At 64.3% G+C, this 20,447-nt stretch carries 18 protein-coding genes and 1 riboswitch; of the genes, 5 read left to right on the forward strand and 13 right to left on the reverse strand.

Annotated features, from left to right (window positions below; genetic code table 11):
• Nucleotides 1-7: 7 nt before the first annotated feature.
• From trpS to JGU72_RS22180, 3 genes are read right to left on the reverse strand one after another with little or no spacing between them, the layout of a single operon-like run.
• Entirely contained in the window at nt 8-1,042 is a 1,035-nt protein-coding gene (gene trpS, locus JGU72_RS22170; protein ID WP_199686258.1) for a tryptophan--tRNA ligase, read from the reverse strand.
• A 52-nt stretch (nt 1,043-1,094) separates the two neighbouring features.
• A complete protein-coding gene (locus JGU72_RS22175) occupies nt 1,095-1,571 on the reverse strand; it encodes a barstar family protein (RefSeq protein ID WP_199686259.1) in 477 nt (158 codons plus the stop codon).
• Nucleotides 1,571-1,972: a guanyl-specific ribonuclease gene (locus JGU72_RS22180; protein ID WP_307828556.1), complete on the reverse strand. Its 402-nt coding sequence runs from the start codon at nt 1,970-1,972 to the stop codon at nt 1,571-1,573. The genes JGU72_RS22175 and JGU72_RS22180 overlap by 1 nt, the downstream gene beginning before the upstream one ends.
• Before the next feature lie 176 nt (nt 1,973-2,148).
• Between JGU72_RS22180 and JGU72_RS22185 the strand changes: the two genes are divergently transcribed.
• The gene (locus tag JGU72_RS22185; protein WP_307828557.1) at nt 2,149-2,976 is read left to right on the forward strand and encodes an alpha/beta fold hydrolase; all 828 of its coding nucleotides are present in this window, start codon (nt 2,149-2,151) and stop codon (nt 2,974-2,976) included.
• Nucleotides 2,977-2,983: 7 nt separating this feature from the next.
• On the opposite strand, the gene JGU72_RS22190 is transcribed toward JGU72_RS22185, so the two are convergent.
• Nucleotides 2,984-4,207 (reverse strand): NADP-dependent isocitrate dehydrogenase, encoded by a 1,224-nt coding sequence (locus JGU72_RS22190; protein WP_199686261.1) that lies wholly within the window; start codon nt 4,205-4,207, stop codon nt 2,984-2,986.
• Nucleotides 4,208-4,410: 203 nt separating this feature from the next.
• Nucleotides 4,411-4,524, forward strand: a riboswitch (SAM riboswitch).
• A gap of 80 nt (nt 4,525-4,604) precedes the next feature.
• Here JGU72_RS22190 and JGU72_RS22195 point away from each other — a divergent pair.
• Both JGU72_RS22195 and metX read left to right on the forward strand, forming a co-directional pair.
• The gene (locus JGU72_RS22195) at nt 4,605-5,903 is read left to right on the forward strand and encodes a bifunctional o-acetylhomoserine/o-acetylserine sulfhydrylase (RefSeq protein WP_199686262.1); all 1,299 of its coding nucleotides are present in this window, start codon (nt 4,605-4,607) and stop codon (nt 5,901-5,903) included.
• Entirely contained in the window at nt 5,900-7,030 is a 1,131-nt protein-coding gene (metX, locus tag JGU72_RS22200; RefSeq protein ID WP_199686263.1) for a homoserine O-acetyltransferase MetX, read from the forward strand. Before JGU72_RS22195 ends, metX begins: the two co-directional genes overlap by 4 nt.
• On the opposite strand, the gene JGU72_RS22205 is transcribed toward metX, so the two are convergent.
• From JGU72_RS22205 to JGU72_RS22215, 3 genes are read right to left on the reverse strand one after another with little or no spacing between them, the layout of a single operon-like run.
• The gene (locus tag JGU72_RS22205) at nt 7,027-7,272 is read right to left on the reverse strand and encodes a DUF3017 domain-containing protein (protein WP_199686403.1); all 246 of its coding nucleotides are present in this window, start codon (nt 7,270-7,272) and stop codon (nt 7,027-7,029) included. The genes metX and JGU72_RS22205 overlap by 4 nt on opposite strands.
• A 41-nt stretch (nt 7,273-7,313) precedes the next feature.
• Entirely contained in the window at nt 7,314-8,153 is an 840-nt protein-coding gene (locus tag JGU72_RS22210; protein ID WP_307828558.1) for a bifunctional methylenetetrahydrofolate dehydrogenase/methenyltetrahydrofolate cyclohydrolase, read from the reverse strand.
• 24 nt (nt 8,154-8,177) lie between these two features.
• Complete coding sequence (locus tag JGU72_RS22215; RefSeq protein ID WP_199686265.1) at nt 8,178-8,783, reverse strand: pentapeptide repeat-containing protein; 606 nt, start codon at nt 8,781-8,783, stop codon at nt 8,178-8,180.
• Nucleotides 8,784-8,816: 33 nt separating this feature from the next.
• Here JGU72_RS22215 and JGU72_RS22220 point away from each other — a divergent pair, with 33 nt between their 5' ends.
• A complete protein-coding gene (locus tag JGU72_RS22220; protein WP_199686266.1) occupies nt 8,817-9,281 on the forward strand; it encodes a tRNA (cytidine(34)-2'-O)-methyltransferase in 465 nt (154 codons plus the stop codon).
• On the opposite strand, the gene JGU72_RS22225 is transcribed toward JGU72_RS22220, so the two are convergent.
• From JGU72_RS22225 to JGU72_RS31320, 6 genes are all read right to left on the reverse strand, one after another.
• Nucleotides 9,278-10,192: a DUF4349 domain-containing protein gene (locus tag JGU72_RS22225; RefSeq protein ID WP_199686267.1), complete on the reverse strand. Its 915-nt coding sequence runs from the start codon at nt 10,190-10,192 to the stop codon at nt 9,278-9,280. The two genes, JGU72_RS22220 and JGU72_RS22225, sit on opposite strands and share 4 nt — an antisense overlap.
• Before the next feature lie 21 nt (nt 10,193-10,213).
• Nucleotides 10,214-13,507, reverse strand: a complete 3,294-nt coding sequence (locus JGU72_RS22230) for an error-prone DNA polymerase (protein WP_199686268.1) — start codon at nt 13,505-13,507, stop codon at nt 10,214-10,216.
• The gene (locus JGU72_RS22235) at nt 13,507-13,719 is read right to left on the reverse strand and encodes a hypothetical protein (protein ID WP_199686269.1); all 213 of its coding nucleotides are present in this window, start codon (nt 13,717-13,719) and stop codon (nt 13,507-13,509) included. The genes JGU72_RS22230 and JGU72_RS22235 overlap by 1 nt, the downstream gene beginning before the upstream one ends.
• Nucleotides 13,720-13,764: 45 nt before the next feature.
• Nucleotides 13,765-15,357, reverse strand: coding sequence for an AMP-binding protein (locus tag JGU72_RS22240; RefSeq protein WP_233532836.1), 1,593 nt, complete (start codon nt 15,355-15,357; stop codon nt 13,765-13,767).
• Complete coding sequence (locus JGU72_RS31315; protein WP_307828559.1) at nt 15,354-16,766, reverse strand: lipase family protein; 1,413 nt, start codon at nt 16,764-16,766, stop codon at nt 15,354-15,356. Before JGU72_RS31315 ends, JGU72_RS22240 begins: the two co-directional genes overlap by 4 nt.
• Nucleotides 16,767-17,006: 240 nt before the next feature.
• Nucleotides 17,007-18,140 carry a PucR family transcriptional regulator gene (locus JGU72_RS31320; RefSeq protein ID WP_199686271.1) on the reverse strand — a complete coding sequence of 378 codons (1,134 nt, stop codon included), beginning with the start codon at nt 18,138-18,140 and terminating at the stop codon, nt 17,007-17,009.
• Nucleotides 18,141-18,282: 142 nt separating this feature from the next.
• Between JGU72_RS31320 and JGU72_RS22255 the strand changes: the two genes are divergently transcribed.
• Nucleotides 18,283-20,388, forward strand: coding sequence for an MMPL family transporter (locus JGU72_RS22255; RefSeq protein WP_199686272.1), 2,106 nt, complete (start codon nt 18,283-18,285; stop codon nt 20,386-20,388).
• Nucleotides 20,389-20,447 lie beyond the last annotated feature (59 nt).

A 20,447-nucleotide genomic window follows, 5' to 3' on the forward strand; every position in this document is an offset into this window, starting at 1 on the left:
TAGCTGATCACCCTCTCGGGGTCAGGAACCCCACTCGGTCGTACACCTGGCTCAAGGTGCGCGACGCCACCGCCCTGGCCCGTTCGGCGCCTGCGGTCAAAATTCGGTCCAATTCACCCTTATCCTGCAAAAATTCTTGCACCTGGGCCCGCAGCGGCGTGACGAAATCGACGAGAGCATCGGCAACGTCCACTTTGAGGTCGCCGTAACCTTTCCCCTCGTACGCAACTTCCAAACCTGCGATCGGCTGATCGGTCAGCGCACCGAGAATCACCAGCAGATTGCTGACGCCCGGCTTGGTCTCCGGATCGAAGCGAATCTCGCGTTCGGTGTCCGTGACCGCCGACCGGATCTTCTTCGCCGACACCTTGGGGTCGTCGAGCAGGCTGATCAGGCCGGCGTCGCTCGCGGCCGACTTGCTCATCTTCGACGTCGGGTCCTGCAGATCGAAGATCTTCGCGCCACCCTTCATGATGTGCGCCTCGGGTACGACGAACGTTTTCTTGAACCGCGTATTGAAGCGCTGCGCCAAATCCCGCGTCAGTTCCAGATGCTGGCGCTGATCCTCGCCCACGGGCACTAGTTGCGGCCGGTACAGCAGAATGTCGGCAGCCTGCAGGATCGGATAGGTGAACAGTCCGACGCTCGCGTTGTCGGAACCCTGCCGGGCCGACTTGTCCTTGAACTGCGTCATCCGTGCGGCTTCACCGAAGCCGGTGATGCAGTTGAGGACCCAGGCGAGTTGGGCGTGCTCGGGCACCTGACTCTGCACGAACAAGGTCGCGCGCTGTGGATCGATACCCAGCGCAAGCAGCTGCGCGGCCGCTATTCGCGTTCGCTGGGCCAGCTGCTTCGGCTCCTGCGGCACGGTGATGGCATGCAGGTCCGGAATGAAATAGAAGGCTTCGTGATCGTCCTGCAAACCCACCCAATAGCGAACCGCGCCCAGGTAGTTCCCTAGATGAAAACTGTCGGCAGTGGGCTGGATTCCGGACAGGACGCGGGGTTTGGGCGCCGCGGCCTCGGGGGTGGGGCTGGACATGGTTGCTGATCTTTCCACGTGCACCGACGCGTAGAGCCAGGGACCTCGTCGGTCAATCGAGCGTCAGCACAGTGGTTTGCACGGTCGGCCATGACTTCGGCAGGCTCCGCTCGACCTGCAGGACGACACGGAAAACCGCCGGCTCGGTCCGGTCGGACCACTCCTGCGCGTAGAAGGACATTGCCTCGAAGAACCAGCCGATCGCATCCGGGTCGGCACCGAGCAACAACTCGGCATCGCGCACGAGCACGACGTAACCCCTTGCGGGCCCGACGAATTCTTCGAGATCGCGCATACATTCGTCGAACGCGTCCTTGTTTTCCCCGAAGTAGTACGGGAACTGGAACGCCGCTGCGAACTCGTCGAACACCGCAGAGACTGTCGGCATCTTCGCACCGCGTACCTCGCGGACGACGTATCCAAGTTCCGGCAACGCGTACCGCAATCGGCTTGCATCCTGCGCGGTTGCGCGCAGCAGACCGACCGGTGCTGCCGCCGCACTCGCAACGAACTGCGCGGCGTTCGGCATCAGCGCATCCTCTCGAAGGTTTCGTAGTGGTCATCGGTGTACCACGCAGAGCCGTCGCTACCCGTGACTATCCGCTCGGCATCACGCGATTGCCCGCGCTTTTTCGGGTTGACGTCCCACTCGCGGTACCGGATCGACGCACCACCGGAGTCGGTTCGGGGCAGCACGCCTTCTTGATTTCGGAACGATTGACCACCCTTCGTACCGGGCGCATCCGCGGACTCCGGCCACGTTCCCGCGTCGATCGCGCGCAGAGTCTCGACAGCGTGGGCAGGAATTCGGCTGTCGGTGTGACTGGGGGCAGGCGAACTACATGCGCTACCGAAGGTGAGGAGCAGCAGGGCAAGCACGGTCGCGGCGAGCGACCTGTGTCGCTGGGTCGGCTGCGCGCTGGTGCTCATCGCGCGCAAGGCTAGCAACATTGCGGAGTTTGGTTCGCTCGACGACTGGGAATTCTGTGCACAGAGCGATGCCTGTGACTCCGAGTTGCACAATCGACGAGCGACGAGTTATCTAGCTGAGAGCTCTATATCTCCACAGCTCTGCATTCCTAACAATGACGTGAGGAAGGTCCACCGTGGCACCGTTGCCAACGAAGGCCCTGCACATGGGGTCGGGCGAACCCGTACTGCTGATTCAGCCGTTCATGCTTTCGCCCCACGTGTGGCGCGGCGTGGCAGAGCGACTGGCCGAAGACTACGAAGTCTTCGCGCCCGCACTTGCCGGCCACTGGGGTGGCCCGCCCGTCGACGGCTGGAATGTCAGCGCGTCGTCGCTGGCAGACAGCATCGAGGCCCAGCTCGACGAGCTCGGCTGGGACACCTGCCACGTCGTGGGCAACTCACTCGGCGGCTGGGTCGGATTCGAACTCGTCCAGCGCGGCCGCGCCCGGACGATGACGGCCATCGCGCCCGCCGGCGGCTGGCGCGAGTTCACCGCCGATCAGATCCGCGTCGGCATCAAATTCCTCTCGCTCGGCCCGCTCGTCGGCGTCGGTCGGTTACTCGGCGACCTCGCGGTACACAATCGACTGATCCACAAACTGTTCCTGCCGCTCGTGAGCAAGAACGTCAGCGCCGTCGACTTCGCGGACGCCGAAGCAGTCGTGCTCGCCGCGACGCACTGTTCGGCATTCTTGAAGGTCTTGTGGACGGGGCTGCGCGGCGGGGGTGTCACCGGGCTCAGCGATGTGGCCATACCCGTTCGGCTGCTGCTCTGCGAAAACGACCGCATCATTCCGATGCGCCGGTACGGCAGCATGTTCCTCGAAGAACTGCCGCCCGAAGCCGACCGCATCACGATGCACGGCATCGGACACGTCCCCATGCTCGAGGATCCCGACCGAGTCGCGATGCTCGTTTCCGAGCACATCGCGGCAGCTCGGTCGGCACTGCGCGCCGGCTGACCAGCGGTCAACGCTCGTTGATGGCCTTCGCGAGGTTCTCGTCGAGTGCCCCGAGGAACTCCTCGGTCGTCAGGTAGCCCTGGTCGCTACCGACCAGGAGCGCGAGATCCTTCGTCATCTGGCCACCCTCGACGGTCTTGATGACCACGTCCTCGAGCGCTTGCGCGAAACCGATGACATCGGGTGTGTTGTCGAGCTTGCCGCGATGCTCCAGGCCACGCGTCCAAGCAAAGATCGAGGCGATCGGGTTCGTGGAGGTCGGCTTGCCCTGCTGGTGCTGGCGGTAGTGGCGGGTCACGGTGCCGTGGGCGGCTTCGGCCTCACAGGTCTGGCCGTCCGGGGTGAGCAGAACCGACGTCATCAGACCGAGTGAACCGAAACCCTGGGCGACAGTGTCGGACTGCACGTCGCCGTCGTAGTTCTTACAGGCCCAGACGTAGCCGCCCTCCCACTTCATCGAGGACGCAACCATGTCATCGATCAGGCGGTGCTCGTAGGTAAGGCCCGCGGCGTCGTACTCGGGCTTGAACTCGGTGTCGAACACCTCCTGGAAGGTGTCCTTGAACATGCCGTCGTAGGCCTTGAGGATGGTGTTCTTCGTCGACATGTACACCGGGTAGTTCTGCTGCAGACCGTAATTCAGCGACGCGCGCGCGAAGTCCTCGATCGACTTCTTGAAGTTGTACATGCCGAGAACGACCCCGCCGTCCGCCGGGAACTTGACGACCTCGTGCTGGATCGGTTCGCCGCCACTGTCGGGAGTGAACGTCAGGGTGACAGTGCCGGACTCGAATACCTTGAAGTCGGTCGCGCGGTACTGGTCGCCGAACGCGTGGCGGCCGATGATGATCGGCTTCGTCCACCCTGGCACCAGACGCGGCACGTTCGAGATGATGATCGGCGCGCGGAAGATGGTGCCGCCGAGAATGTTTCGGATCGTGCCGTTCGGCGAACGCCACATCTTCTTGAGTCCGAATTCCTCGACACGCGCTTCGTCAGGCGTGATGGTGGCGCATTTGATGCCGACGCCGTGCCTCTTGATCGCGTTCGCAGAGTCGATGGTCACCTGGTCGTCGGTGTCGTCGCGGTGTTCGATACCCAAGTCGTAGTACTCGAGGTCGACATCCAAGTACGGATGGATCAGCTTGTCCTTGATGAACTGCCAGATGATCCGGGTCATCTCGTCGCCGTCGAGTTCGACGACAGTGCCCTCTACCTTGATCTTGGACATGGGTACTCTGCGTCCTCCTAGGAAGGTGCCCTCGTTGACCACCGCGAATCCGCTTGTGAGCGATCCCAGCTGTTCAACAGACAACGTATACGTCGTGGCCGAAACACGTCATGCCCAATCTAAACATGACGCACGTACGGGTTAAGGCGGGTCCCTACAGGGAGTTCCAGGGCACTGCGCACCGACTGCTAACATTTCGGGCAGGTCATGAGTACCAGCGCATAGCCCCGGCTTGTTGGTCGGCAACCCTCCTACCGCGGTGGGGTGCTCCGGGTGATGACCGGGCCCTCCGGTAAGCGAGAGGGCAAGTGCGTATCAGGAGGTTTCGAAGCATGTGTTGTTGTAGCCGATAGGCCCCGACACCCCCCCCACCTTTCTCATTTCCTGGAGTACCCCCATGACCGAAACAGACGCGTCCGCAAACTGGTCCTTCGAGACGAAGCAGATCCACGTCGGCCAGGTGCCCGACGGCACGACGAGCGCTCGTGCACTGCCGATCTACCAAACGACGTCCTATACGTTCAAGAACACCGATCACGCGGCAGCGCTCTTCGGGCTCGCAGAGCCGGGCAACATCTACACCCGCATCATGAACCCGACTCAGGACGCGGTCGAGCAGCGCGTCGCGGCACTCGAAGGCGGCGTGGCAGCACTGCTGCTCGCGTCCGGTCAGGCAGCGGAGACCTTTGCGATCCTCAACCTCGCACAGGCCGGCGACCACATCGTGTCGAGCCCGCGGCTCTACGGCGGAACGTACAACCTCTTCCACTACTCGCTCCCGAAACTGGGCATCGAGGTCTCCTTCGTCGAGGACCCCGACGACCTCGAGCAGTGGCGCGCGGCAATCCGCCCGAACACCAAAGCCTTCTTCGCCGAGACGATCTCGAACCCCAAGAACGACATCTTCGACATCCCCGGTGTCTCGGCCGTCGGCCACGAGTCCGGAATTCCGCTCATCGTGGACAACACGGTTGCCACGCCGTACCTGATCCAGCCCTTGGCGCATGGTGCGGACATCGTCGTGCACTCGGCAACCAAGTACCTCGGCGGGCACGGAACGGCGATCGCCGGCGTGATCGTCGACGGCGGCAACTTCGACTGGACCCAGGGCCGCCACCCCGGCTTCACCACTCCCGACCCGAGCTACCACGGCGTCGTGTTCGCCGACCTCGGTGCGCCGGCCTTCGCACTGAAGGCGCGGGTGCAACTGCTGCGCGACCTCGGCTCGGCGATCTCGCCGTTCAACGCGTTCCTGATCAGCCAAGGCATCGAAACCTTGAGCCTGCGGATCGAGCGCCACGTCGAGAACGCACTGAAGGTCGCCGAGTTCCTCGAGGCTCACCCCGACGTCACCTCGGTGGCGTACGCGGGCCTGCCCTCGTCGCCCTGGTACGAACGTGGCAAGCAACTCGCTCCGAAGGGTGCCGGCGCGATCGTCGCTTTCGAGCTCGCCGGTGGCGTCGACGCCGGTAAGCGGTTCGTCAACGCGCTGACCCTGCACAGCCATGTCGCTAACATCGGCGACGTGCGTTCGCTCGTCATCCACCCCGCGTCGACGACCCATTCGCAGCTCACTCCCGAAGAGCAGCTCGCGTCCGGCGTCACGCCCGGCCTCGTCCGCCTGGCGGTCGGGATCGAGAACATCGAAGACATCCTGACGGACCTTCGCGCTGGTTTCGTGGCGGCCGCGTCTTGACAGTTTCACGCGCAGCCCGTCCGGATGCGGTATTCCCGCCGCCGGACGGGCAGCTCGGCACCATCGGTATCGGTGCTGTCGAGCTCGAATCCGGAGCGGTGATCCCAGACGTCACCGTTGCGGTACAGCGCTGGGGTGAGCTGTCCCCGAAGCGAGACAACGTTGTGCTGGTCGAGCATGCCTTGACCGGCGATTCGCACGTCACGGGTCCGGCAACGGAGTACCACAAGCTGCCCGGCTGGTGGGACGGCATGGTCGGGCCCGGGATGCCGCTGGATACCGACGAATGGTGCGTCGTTGCGACCAACGTCCTCGGCGGCTGCAAAGGTACGACCGGTCCGTCCTCCATCGCGCCGGACGGAAAGTACTGGGGCTCACGCTTTCCCGGAATCTCCATCCGCGATCAGGTCACTGCCGAGAAAGCGGTTCTGGACCGGCTCGGTATCGAGCGGCTTGCATCGGTCGCCGGTGGCTCGATGGGTGGCATGCGCGTTCTGGAGTGGATGGTCGGCGAGCCGGACCGGGTTGCGTCGGCCCTCGTTCTCGCCGTCGGAGCGCGCGCCACCGCTGACCAGATCGGTACGCAGACAACACAGATCGCCGCGATCGCTGCCGATCCCCACTGGCAGGGCGGCGATTATCACGGCAGCGGAAATGCGCCGCTGGCCGGCCTCCGGATTGCGCGCCGCATCGCGCATCTGACCTACCGCACCGAGTTCGAACTCGATCATCGCTTCGAAAACTTCGCCCAAGGCGACGAGAATCCTTTGGCCGGTGGCCGATACGCCGTGCAGAGCTACCTCGAGCACCAAGCCGACAAGCTGGTTTCGCGGTTCGACGCGTCGACCTACGTACTGCTCACCGACGCGATGAACCGGCACGACGTCGGTCGTGGCCGCGGCGGCGTGGAAGCAGCACTCGCAGCAACCCCGGTTCCCTGCGTGGTCGGCGGAGTCGACTCCGACAGGCTGTATCCGCTTCGGACACAGCAAGAGTTGGCAGATCATCTCCCCGGCTGTGCCGGCCTGGAGATTCTGCACTCCAGGGACGGGCACGACGGCTTCCTCACCGAGGCAACGGCCGTCGCCAAACTTCTCGGCGAGACCATGAACCTGGCGCGCGGCTAACCGGTTCCCAACGGGTCGATCGACGCGGCGAGCAGCACGATTGCAGTTCCGACCGTCACCAGCGCCAGCACGTCGAAGCCCTTGCCCCGCACGGCGAGCAAACCCACCCGGTCGGCCGGCAAGCACAACCGAAATGCCGCCGCGAGCAGCGTTCCGCCGCCGAATACGAGCGCACCACGGCGCCAGCGTTCCGACAGGACCAGAACCACCGCGACTACGATCACGATCGTCACCACCACCATCGGCAGGTGGCAACGGACGTAAGTGAGAACCCGGCCTCGTGTCACTCGAGCTCGGCCCGCTCGACCACGTTCGACAGCAGAAACGCTCTCGTCAGCGGTCCGACGCCACCGGGGTTCGGCGACAGATAGCCCGCAACATCCGCGACGTCCAGCGCCAGATCGCCGACGCGGCCGTCCGGCCCGCGGGCCGCGCCGACGTCGACGACCGCTGCGCCCGGCTTCACCATGTCGGCGGTGATCAGACCGGGCGAACCCGCTGCCGCCACGACGATGTCCGCCCGCCGGACCTCGGCCGCGAGGTCGCGCGTTCCGGTGTGGCACAACGTGACCGTCGCATTCTCGGTCCGGCGCGTCAGCAGCAACCCGAGCGGTCGGCCGACCGTGATGCCGCGGCCGACGATCACGACATGCGCACCGGCGATCGGCACGTCGTACCGACGCAGCAGCGCCAGCACGCCACGCGGCGTACACGGCAACGGCGCCTCCTTGCCGAGCACTAGTCGCCCGAGGTTGACCGGGTGCAACCCGTCCGCGTCCTTGTCGGGGTCGATCCGCTCGAGGGCCGCGTTCTCGTCGAGATGCTTCGGGAGCGGAACCTGGACGATGTAGCCGGTGCACGCCGGATCGGCATTGAGCTCGTCGATGGTGTCGTCGAGCTGCGCTTGGCTGACGTCCGCAGGCAGATCACGCCGGATCGAGTTGATCCCGACCTTCGCACAGTCGCTGTGCTTCAGCCGAACGTAGGTTGCCGAACCCGGATCGTCACCGACGAGTACTGTGCCGAGCCCAGGCGTGATCCCCCGTTCCCGTAGTGCGGTGACGCGTTTTGTCAGGTCCTCGAAGATCTCGTCACGGGTGGCCTTGCCATCTAGGAGAATCACGCCCGCCATTGTTTCAGACGACCGTTACCCAACGACCAGTCCGCTGGCTTGTGCGTACGCAACCGCCTGGCTCTGCTCGATCCGGGCGCCCGTCAGCTTGGCCGTACGCCACAACATCGCGTCGATGTGCGCACCTCGCAGGTCGGCGTGCTCGAGTCGCAGCCCGGTCGTTCGCGCACCCATCAGATCCACCGAATTGAGCGACGCGCCACGCAGATCGGCCTGCACGAGGATCGCATCCCGGAACCTGCAGTCGCTCAGGTCCACCTTCTGCAGATCGGCGCCACCGAGTGATGCCAGGGAAAAGTCCACCTCCTGAAGCTGAATCGGCCGCATCCGGCAGTGCTGGAACGTGGATCCCAGCATCGTCGAGATTCGGAAAGTACTGTGCCACAGCGTTGTTCCGCTGAACGTACACGACCTGAACGCCGACGCGACATGGTGGGACCGACTCAGGTCCGCACCCGTGAAGTCGCACTCGGTGAACACGACACGCTCGGTCCGTAGGCCCGCCAGCTCGGCTTCCCGAAACGAACACCGGGTGTAATGCCGGTCGCTCCACGCCTCCCCCGCATGCAGGGATTCGCTGTAGTCCTCGGCGATGAACTGCTCGTAATCGACGGTAGACATTCCCTCATTCTCCGCCTCTGAAAGGCTGGTGTGGTGTTCCGTTTGATGTTCCACGAACCTTGCATCCCGCCCAACACGGGAAACGCCATCCGTCTCGCAGCCGGAACAGGGTGTGAACTGCACCTTGTGAAGCCGCTGGGCTTCGACATGTCCGAGCCGAAGCTCCGTCGCGCCGGCCTCGACTACCACGACCTCGCCTCGGTGACCGTGCACGAGAACCTCCCGGCCGCATGGGACTCCCTGCAGCCCGAGCGCGTCTTCGCCTTCACCGCCCACGCGACCACGTCGTACGCCGATATCTCCTACCGCGCCGGTGACGTCCTCCTGTTCGGTCCTGAGCCGACCGGCTTGGCACCCGAGGTACTCGCCGATCCGCACGTCACGGCACAGCTCCGGATCCCTATGCTGGCCGGGCGTCGATCACTGAACCTCGCCAATGCCGCCTCGGTCGCCCTGTACGAGGCGTGGCGCCAGCACGGTTTCGAGGGCAGCGTCTAACCGACCTCCTGCTGTTCGGCTTGCTCTGGCTTCGATCGATGACTACGGCGGGCACCGCTGATCACCCGCCAACCTAGCCAGCCGAGCAACGCGATGACGCCCAATAACCCAACCCACGGGATCGCCTTCCCGACGAACAGCACGACCGCCCCGATCGCGTCGAGAACAGAATTCCAGCCCGACACGATTCCGTCCCAGAAGCTGTCCGGGTCCGGCTCGGGGTTCGGCGGGGGTATGTCTTCTGTGGTGAATTCGATCGAGAGCGTGGACAGGTCGATCTGATCGTCGAGGTGCCGTTTCTGCGCCACCAGGCTGTCCAGTTCTGCTTGCCTGCTCGACAACGCGTTTTCCGCCTCGATCAGATCCGCTGTGTTGGTCGCTGCCGCGATCAATGCCCGCAGGCGGTCGGTCGATGCCTGCAAGGCTTTGATCCGGGCGTCGAGATCGTCGACTTGCAGGGTGACATCCGTGCTGGTGATGGTGATGCTGGTGACCCGCCCGTATTCGTGCAGTGCGGCGACGAGTTGGTCGGTCTTGTCGGATGGCACGCGGACTGTCAGCGACGCACTCGGTTGCGTGTTCGGAGTCCCCGGCTGCTCGGTCCGGTTGTCGACTCGCCCGCTCAGCGACTCCACCTTCGTGATGGTCTTGTGGGCGGACTCGATCGGGTCCGGCGCTGTGATGAAGACGCTGCCTGTCGTGATTTCCTTTCGTTCGGCCGTCGCGTCGACGGGCGCTTCGCGCATTCCGCCAGAGTCCATCGTGATGCCCGGTGGTTGCATCGGCGCAGGTTCGGTCGCCATCTGGCTTCCACCTGATTCGGTACTCGACCGTTTGCCGTCGGAGTCGTCGCCACAGGCGACCAGGAAGAAGGGCAACGCAAGCAGCAACGCGACCAATAGGCGTCTCATGCTGGAAGGGTAAGGTGCCGATCATCGAAAGTCCCGCGACTTGTGCGTGATTCGCAGATCCATTCGCTGCAGCCGATCCGCCACCACCGTCACCGCGCCCTCGGCGTTCTGCACTTTCCCCCTGATCAGCAGCGCAGGCGCGGACTGCGCCAACCTTCGGTACTTTGCCCAAAGCCCAACCGAACAAACCACATTGACCATTCCCGTTTCGTCTTCGAGATTGATGAAGGTGACGCCGGCAGCTGTTGCCGGACGTTGCCTGTGCGTCACCGCTCCCCCGACCAGTACCCGTTTGCCGTCGGGTATCGCGAGCAGTCTGTCGGCTGTGATCACTCCCAACGCATCGAGTTGCGGTCGCAGGAACTCGGTCGGATAAGTACCGGGTGATACGCCCGTCGCCCAGACGTCGGCGGCCGACAGTTCCAGATCACTCATGCCGGGCAGCGCGGGCGCTGTAGTCGAAGCCCCGAGCCCCGCGAGCCGGTCCGGCCGCTCGCCGGCCGCAGCGCCCGCCGCCCACAACGCCTCGCGGCGTGTGATTCCCAGGCTTCCCAATGCTCCTGCCGTTGCCAACGCTTCGGCTTGCGACACGCTCAGTTCCACCCGACCCGTAAGGTCGAGGAACGACTCGTAGCGACCGCTCTCGGTGCGGGCGTCGAAGATCGCGGCTGCCAAGTCTGCGCCGATATGTCGAACAGCCGCGAGCCCCAGCCTGATCTGCATCCCCTCCTCTTCGAGCGTGGCGTCGGGCAGGCTCGCATTGATGTCGGGACCGTGCACGATCACGCCGTGCCGCCGCGCGTCGGCAACCAGCGATTGCGGTGAATAGAACCCCATGGGTTGCGCCCGCAGCAGACCCGCGCAGAATGCTGCCGGGTGGTGCAGCTTGAACCACGACGAGTAGAACACCAGCGACGCGAAGCTCTGCGAATGACTTTCGGGAAAACCGAAATTTGCGAAAGCATAGAGCTTCTCGTAGATCCGGTCGGCGACGTCGTCGGGAATGTTGTGGAGCGTTCGCATTCCTTCGTAGAGCCTGCCTTTGAGCCGTTCCATCCGCTCAGGTGACCGCTTGGATCCCATTGCGCGCCTGAGCTGATCGGCTTCTGCAGCAGAGAATCCCGCCACGTCGATCGCCATCTGCATCAACTGTTCCTGAAATAGCGGCACACCCTTGGTTCGCTCGAGCGAATGCTTCAGTGCCGGATGGTCGTACGTCACTGGTTCCAAACCGTTGTGGCGGCGAATGTAAGGATGCACCGAGCCGCCCTGAATCGGCCCGGGCCTGATCAGCGCCACTTCGACAACCAGGTCGTAGAAGGTACGCGGTTTCAATCGGGGCAGCGTGGCCATCTGGGCACGCGATTCGACTTGGAAGACACCCACGGAGTCGGCCCTTTGCAGCATCTCGTAGACGGCTTGTTCAGTGAGGTCCAGTTCAGCCAGGTCGACTTCGATTCCCTTGTGTTCCGCGACGAGATCGATCATGTAGTGCAGTGCCGACAGCATGCCGAGTCCGAGCATGTCGAACTTCACCAAACCCACTGCGGCACAATCATCTTTGTCCCATTGCAGCACACTCCGATTCGCCATCCGCGCCCATTCGACGGGGCAAACGTCCGCGATGGGCCGGTCGCAGATCACCATTCCGCCCGAATGAATGCCGAGGTGCCGGGGAAATCCCTCGATCTGCTGCGCGAGGTCGAGAACCGCAGCCGGAATATCGGTGTCCTTTTCCTGTCCTACGCCGTTCCACCGACTGACCTGCTTGCTCCACGCATCCTGCTGCCCCTGCGAAAATCCGAGCGCTCGAGCCATGTCGCGCACCGACGACTTACCGCGATAGGTGATGACGTTCGCAACCTGCGCGGCGTACTCCCGGCCGAACTTGTTGTAGACGTGCTGAATCGCCTCTTCGCGTCGGTCCGATTCGATGTCGACATCGATATCCGGGGGGCCGTCGCGCTCGGTCGACAGAAACCTCTCGAACAGCAGCTCGTTGCGAACCGGATCGACGTTCGTGACACCGATCGCGAAGCACACCGCCGAGTTCGCTGCCGACCCTCTGCCCTGGCACAGGATGTCGTTGTCCTTGCAGAACTTGACGATGTCGTGAACGACCAGAAAGTAGCCCGGAAAGCCCAGTTCCGCAATGATCTTCAGCTCGTGTTCGAGTTGCGCGTACGCCTTGGGTGACTCGCCGCGGGTGCCGTACCGCCGCCGAGCACCGGTCATGGTCAGTTCGCGCAGCCAGCTGTTCTCGGTATGTCCGGCCGGGACATCGAACGGCGGCAGCTTCGGTGCGATCAGACGCAAATCGAACGCACACTCCACGCCGAGTTCCGCAGCATTGCCGACGGCGTGGGGATACTGGGCGAACAAGCGCTTCATCTCCGCGCCAGACCGCAGATGCGCACCTCCGGTCCCCGGGAGCCAGCCCGCCACCTCGTCCAGACTCATCCTCGCGCGCACAGCCGCGATCGCCATTGCCAGCCTGCCGCGCTCGGGTGCCGCGAAGTGGGCGCCGGTCGTGGCAACCACGGGAAGTCGCTGCTGCCGAGCAAGATTCGCCAATTGCGCGTTTCGCTCGTCGTCATCGGGAATCCCGTGGTGTGTCAGTTCCACAGCCACACGCTCTCGCCCGAAGCGGTCGACGAGGTCGTGTAGAGCTACGGCCGCGGCCTCGATTCCACCGCGCTCCAAAGCTTTTCGCACATGCCCCTTACGACAGCCAGTGAGGATCTGCCAATGATCGCCCGCAGCTTCGGTGAGCGAGTCGAGGTCGTACTCGAGCTTTCCCTTCTCTCCGCCCTTCAGATGCGCGGCTGCTATCGCTCGCGACAAGCGCCGGTAACCTTCCTGCCCCCGTGCGAGCACGAGCAAATGGGTGCCGTCCGGGTCCGCAGATCCGGCGCGGGAATCCTTTGCACCCAAAGACAACTCGGATCCGAACACAGTTCGGACGCCGAGTTCCTTCGCTGCCTCGGCAAAACGCACGATGCCGTAGAACCCGTCGTGGTCGGTGATGGCGAGCGCGTCGAGCCCGAGCCGTGCGGCCTCCTCGACCATCTCTTCGGGGTGGCTTGCGCCGTCGAGAAAGCTGTACGCGGAATGAGCGTGCAATTCGGCGTACGGCACTCGCGGTCCGTCCACAGCATCGATCGACCCCGCGCGATAATCCCCACGCTTGCGTGACCACGCCGGACTGTCGCCGCCGTCGCCGGGATACATCGCTTCCGGGTTCGTCCGTCCAGGTCGACCCGACAGCACACGTTCGAGTTCCGACCACGTAGGCGGACCGTTGTTCCAGCCCATTACGCAGCCACCCGTGTTGTGCGCCGGTGAAATCCCGGCACGGTCACGACCAGGTGTGGTTTGACACCGCCTTCACCGGGCCCCGCCCCGGATCCGAGATAGCTGTCCAGCAGCAGCGCGAGTCCGTCGGCACGGCGCTCCCCCGCTGCGGTGGACTGCAGAGGCCGCGAAGTGACCCATCGGGCCTGCTCGGCGGGACTGATCAACTCCATGTTCGAACTATAGTTCGACCCACCGACAACTTCCCGCGCCGCTGACTACCTCTGCTCAGCGAGCCTGCGCCGGTCGATCTTGCCGGTGGGAGTCCGCGGAATGGCGTCGAGGAAGATGACGTCGCGGGGCGCCTTGAACCGTGCGAGATTCTGCTTCACGTAGGCGCGGACCTCCCCGTCGTCTATGTCCCCGCGGCGCACGACGAATGCGGCAAGTCGCTGCCCGAATTCCTCGTCGAGTACTCCGATGACTGCCGCCTCAGCAACCGCGGGATGCGTGTACAGCAGATCCTCGACCTCACCGGGGAACACGTTCTCACCACCGGAGACGATCATGTCGTCGTCTCGACCATCGATGAACAACCGTCCGTCGGCATCGAAATGCCCGAGGTCGCCGGTGCTCATCAGCCCGTCGACCACCTTCTTGGAACCGCCGCCGGAGTAGCCGGCGAATGCGATCGAGTTGCCGACGTAGACGGTACCGATCCGCCCGGGTTCGACCACCCGAGTGCCTGCGCCGTCGAACAGTGCAACGACGATCCCCACCGGCGGCTTGCCGACCGTTCCCGGCGCTGCCTGCCAATCCGCCGGCGTTGCGATTGTTGCGGTGCCCGTCTCGGTGCAGCCGTAGAAGTTGTAGATGACCGGGCCGAAGATTTCGATTGCGCGGTTCCCGAGCGTCGTCGGCAGAGCAGCGCCGGCGGTGAACACGATCCGCAACGAGGTCGTGTCGTATCCCCGGATGACGTCCTCGCCGAGTTCCAAAATGCGATGCAGCATCGTGGGCACAAGTACTACTGCAGCACAACGGTATTCAGCGATCTGCGCAAGCGCGCGTTTGGCCTCGAACCTGCCGTGCAGCACGATCGTCGCACCCAGGTTGAGCCCAAGGATGAACTGCGACAACGCCGTTCCGTGAAAGAGCGGCGCGCACAACAGTATCGACTGGCCGGGCCGCAGCGGAACGCGATCGAGAAACTGTGCACCCGCCAACGGTGACTCGACTCGGCGCGGCGCACCCTTCGGAGTGCCCGTTGTACCGCCGGTGAGCAGCACGAATCCACCTTGCGACGCCGGCGCGGGGAAAGCGGAACCAGACACCACCCGGTCGTGAACGAGCCGTTCGACATGCTCGGAGCGCGCGTCGAGTCGCACCGTCGAGATGGGCAGGGTCGCGATGACGTCGTCGAACTCCGAGTCCGCAACGACCGCCGACACCTTTTCCCGTGCGGCGACATCACCGAGCTGAGCGGCACTGAACCCGGTGTTCATCAATACCAGGCGAGCACCGAGTTTTGCTGTGGCAACCATGGTCTCGACCAGCAGAGCATTGTCACGGCACAGTGCCGCGACCACATCCGCGGACCCGACGCCGCGATCGAGCCAATGCTGGGCAAGCGCGTCCGTACGTTCGTCGAGTTCCTTGTACGTCAGCGAGCCCGCCGCGGTGACCAGCGCAATTCGCCCCGGATACCGAGCTGCCGACGACCGCACACCGCCTGCTATCGGACCCAGCGCGCGGACCGCCCCCGCCTTTCGTGCGGTCCGCGCGGGATGCCGGAGGTCGATCATCCCGGCTCGTTGCAGCACCGCGACCTGGCGAATCGCCACTCCTGCCGCCCTGATCGAGGCTTTCATTCGCCGACCGGCTTTCCGAGAAGGTTGAGCATGAACGGCCCGATCTGCGGAAGCAGCGTCGTCCACAGTTCGGGTGCCAGTAGCACTGAGCCTGCGTCGTCGATGGTGCATCCCTGCACTGCGGGAATTCCCGCGAAGCGGTCGGCGAGGAACTTCATGAACAACGGGATCGCGAAGACATCGAGGGTGAGATGTTCGCTGAAATGATCGCGCAGGTACTGCACTCGGGCCGTCGGGTCGCTGCAGTAATTGTCGACAAGCGCGTTGACGGGCGCGATCGGGAGCAGCCAATCCGGGTTTGCGTGCAACATGAACATCGGCATGTCAGGGACCGAATGTCCCATCGCAATCTGGTCCATCACTTCGACTGCCCGTGGATCGTCGAACGGGTTCGGGATGGTGAAGATGTCATCGAGGTCGACGAAAGGTAGGACCAACGACGTCGGCACCTGGCACAGGTTTTCCTTCGCTGCCACCATCAGCTGACCAGCCGGAGTCAGATAGTTGTCGAAAAGGTTGTCCAGCGCCGGGTATTCACGACGCGCTCCGACCGCACCGGCGAAGATGATGCCGGAGCCGGCGTTACCGCGCGCCATCTTCAACGCCGCGCGGACATCTGCCGGAATGCCGCCTTCGGCCACACCGACGATGTTCAGTTCGGGTGCATAGGTGCTGTGCAGTTCCGCTGCATGGCCGGTCGCGAGAGCGCCGCCCGAGTACCCCGTCAGCCCGACTTTCGTATCGGCACCGTCGAGTTGCATCGGGGCGAAGTTCTCCGCGGCGCGGATGCCGTCGAGAGTTATCTGGCCCTGCAACGGACCCGCACCGAACGCCTGGTCAGGCCCCTGCGTATCGGTGACGACGACAGCCCAACCCATTTGCGCAGCGGCGATCGGCACGGCGAACAGGCTTGTCGTCTCGGATGAGCCTGCCAGCGGACCGATCGAGCCGACCTGGCTCAGGTAGGACGGGCGGCAGTACTGGCCGAGCGAGTCTTCGGCGAACTGATACGACAGCAAGGGCCGCGACCCGACGGCCGGGGTCCGCGGCTTCATCACCGTCGTTACCGCCGGGATCGGTTCGCCGCGTGTGTTCGTCGACCGGAACGACAGCTGCCAAGCATCCATGTTTATCGGAAGCACCGCTGCGTACGCGAGATGGACCTGACGAGCTGCGATGATCTCACCCGGCTGTTTGCTCGCGACGATGCCCTGCGCCGGTCGGTAGAAACCGGGATCCAGCTCGGGCGGCATCGGCGGGATGGGGAACGGCAACGGCGGCTGAACCTCGACCTGAGAGGGATCCGCTTGCGAGACTGCCGGATTCGCAACGGCCGCTCCCGTCGCTACGAGGCCCGCTATCCCGAGCGTCCAGACGACGCGAGCCGCGGCGCGCCGAGATCGTTCCACTCGACGTGCCTTCCCACACAAGGTCTTGTTCACCGCGGTATTTCTCCATCTCCACCATCGGCGGTGGGGCGTGGCGGTGACCTGCAGCCACCGCGAACCGAACGAGCTGACGGCGATGAACGTCGCGCAAGCCAGTGGTTCGCGAGACCGCATCGTCTATTCCGTTCAGCACACCGCACAACCCGAGGGGTCCGCTACCGGCAAAAACCCAGACTTCTCGGACTTCGCCTGTGAAAGTGCCTAATCCGACGACGCCGTGGCTAGTAACGCCGCGTAGAGCACCATCGCCTCGCGCGGCCGCAGCGGGTCGAATCCGGTAGTCGTCGCGATATTGGCCAGCCGATAGGTGACGGTGTTGCGGTGCACGGCGAGTCTGCGCGCCGTCGCGAGCTGATTGAACTCGCAATCGAAGAACGCGTTCAGCGTCTCTACGAGCGCGGGCTGCTCGGCGAGTTGGGCAACGATCGGCGCCAGCTGCCGATGCGCCGCCGGACCCGTCGCGAGGGCGAACTCCAACAGCACGTCACGCGCCGCGGTGACGAGCTCGGGCCGGGACATCCGGCGGCAGATGCCACTGACAGCGCGTGCCTCGACTGCCGCCGCAGGGATGTCTGTGTGCCGGTCCGCGTCCGCCGCGCCAATCCACAACTCGGTGCGGTCGTGCGCGTCGTCGACGTGCAGGCAACGGGCGACTGCGTTTCGCGCCGAGTCCGGAATCAGCGCCATCCACCCGGTGCTGTCCAGGCGCAGGAACGCCCCTGGAATCCGTTCCAGATTGTTTCGAACAGTGGTCAATCGCAACGGGTTTGCTCTGTCGCCGACCTGGAAAGCCACGACGAGAAACGAAGCAGCGATCGGCGCATTCTCCTGTGCCCACGCCGGCTCTCGTCCTTCGAGCAGTGCGTCGGCGACTGCGCGACGCCGCTCGCGCTGCTCCCACAGCGGATCGTTGACGTCTTCGACGCACGCGAGCGCAACCTGGGAAGTGACAGTCGCGACGTACTGCATCATCACCGGACCCATGTCCAACAGCACCGCCCGGTCCGGCCCGGCAAGCGAGTTGTCGACCTCCGACCACAGGTAGGTCGCCGCCACTCGATAGGTGTCGAGCATTTGGGCCAGCGGCACGCCTTCGCGTACCCGCGACACCGCAAGGTCCACGACGGGCCGCAAGCGCTCGGCGGTCGGCAACTCACCCGACGTCAGCGCTTCGAAGAACAGCTCGACGTTCAGTCGCGCCCCACGCGCAAATTCGGCTTCTACCAGCGCAGAAGGCAGCTGCGTGTAGGGCGGCACGACGGTCGGCAGACCGCCGATCATGTGCAACACGCGTTCGCGCAGGGCATCGAGCAGGCCGGGCTCGAGCGAGCTCACGATTGGACCTCCGATCACGCGTCGACGAGTGCAGTGGTTGCGCGAACTATAGGCGGGCTGGGATCGGCGCAGCTCTGAACCCTGGTTGCGACGAACTCGTATCACTGCCCGACACTCGACTCGGATCGGCAACGGAGCAGATATGACGCGCTGGGCGCACGTCGTCACGGCACGGCCGCGCTGGGTCCTTACGATCGTCGTTGCGCTCGCGGTACTCAGCGGTGTCTGGGGCATCGGTGTGTTCGACCGGTTGAGCCAGGGCGGGTTCACCGATCCCGGTGGCGAAGCCTCCGAGGTCGAGCGCCTCGTGGGCGACAGCATCCCCGGCGACCCCGACCTGGTCGTCATCTACTCCCCGATCGGCAAGCGTCTCGACGACATCGGCCCGCAGGTCGCCGAGAACTTCGCGCAATTCAGCGCCACGGTTCCGGTCCGAGCTGTGACGTCCTACTGGACCGCCGACCCGGCGACCGCGCAAGCTCTGAAATCAAGCGACGCGACGATGGCTATCGCAACCATCACTCTTGCAAGCGATTCCGGATACGACGAGACCAACTTCGCCGAGCTTTATCCGAAGCTCACGGTCGACGGTGTCGATACGCAATTTGCGGGAGCACCCGTTGCCGGGACGGCCATCAACGAACGCTTGAAAAACGATCTCGTTCGGTCGGAAGCCATTGCCCTGCCGATAACCCTCGCGCTTCTCATCGTCATTTTTGCCGGCGTGGTCGCCGCAGCAGTTCCGGTGGTGGTGGGCGCGCTGGCCGTGTTCAGCGCGCTGGGCACGCTGCGCGCATTGACCTACGTCACCGATGTCAGTCCGTTCGCAATCAATGTGACGTCGTTGCTCGGCCTGGGACTGGCGATCGACTACGGCTTGTTCATCGTCGGCAGATTTCGCGAAGAACTGGAATCGGGTGCGGCACCGCTGGATTCGGTGAGAACGACGGTAGCCACCGCGGGCCGCACCGTTGCCTTCTCTGCGTTACTCCTGATCTGCGCATTCGCCGGGATGCTCGTGTTCCCGCAGGCAGTTGTTCGGTCGCTCGGTATCGGCGCGATTGCCGCCGTGGCGGGTGCCGCGACTGTGTCGTTGACGGCTGTGCCGGCGGTCCTTGCCGTCCTCGGCACACGGATCAACGCGTGGACCTGGGACAGGGGCGCCGCACGCCGCGGCGAAGAACGTGCCCGCAGATTCTGGGGGCGCGTCGTCGCAAAAGTACTGAGTGATCCGCTCCAGTTCGCGGTCGCAATCACAATTGCGTTGCTACTCATGGCAGTTCCGCTCGCCGGTGCGCGTCTGGGCGAGATAAGCGACACGGCGTTGCCCGAGGGCGACGCCGCCCGCACAGCGGCGCAGATCCTCGCGGCCGAGTTTCCTGCCGTCGACGATGCCGGAATCGTCGTGCTCCGAACCGACGATTCCACCATGCCGACGCCAAACCAGAACGCCGAGTCCATCGCAGCTCTGCTCCGGGTTCCAGGTGTAGCGCAGGTGCGAGTGCTCACGACGGAGCCCGAATTCACGACGCTGCAGACAACTTTCGCACCGGCCGTGGACCACGAATCCGTCGCGACGGCGTTACGAAAGATCGACCCTCCCACCGGGACAACGATGCTCGTGGGCGGCGCTGCGGCGCAGGCGGAGGACGGCTATGCAGCGATTGCGCGCTGGCTTCCGGTGATGATCGCGATCATGGTCTGTTCGACGCTGGTGCTGCTGTTTCTGGCGTTCGGCTCGGTAGTGCTGCCGTTGAAAGCCGTGGCGATGTCGGGCCTCAGCCTGGCCGCGACGTTCGGCTTCCTCACCGCTGTGTTCCAGGACGGACGCGGCATCGCGCTGCTCGGACTCGAAGCGCGACCGCTCGAGCCGACCTTCGTCGTGTTGATACTCGCGGTCGTCTTCGGATTGTCGACGGACTACGAGGTATTCCTGCTGTCGCGCATGGCCGAGGCACGGGCGGCGGGGGCCGACACCGAAGGTGCCGTCCGGTTCGGTATCGAACGAACCGCGCGAATCGTCACCGCCGCAGCGTTGCTTCTCGTCGTCGTGACGGGTGCGTTCACTCTCAGCGGCATTGCGACGATGCGATTTCTGGGGGTCGGGATGATCGTTGCACTGTTGCTCGACGCCACAGTTGTGCGAATGTTGCTGGTGCCGTCGCTGGTGCAACTGATGGGCGACGCGAACTGGTGGGCTCCTGATTGGCTGCGGCGAATTCACAGGCGCGTCGGAATCGGTCACTGAGGGACCTTGTCGGCGGAACTTACTTTGGAGTAAGTTCGGGTGATGACAGATCGCACGGC

The organism is Antrihabitans auranticaus (assembly GCF_016481275.1).
GTDB lineage: Bacteria > Actinomycetota > Actinomycetes > Mycobacteriales > Mycobacteriaceae > Antrihabitans.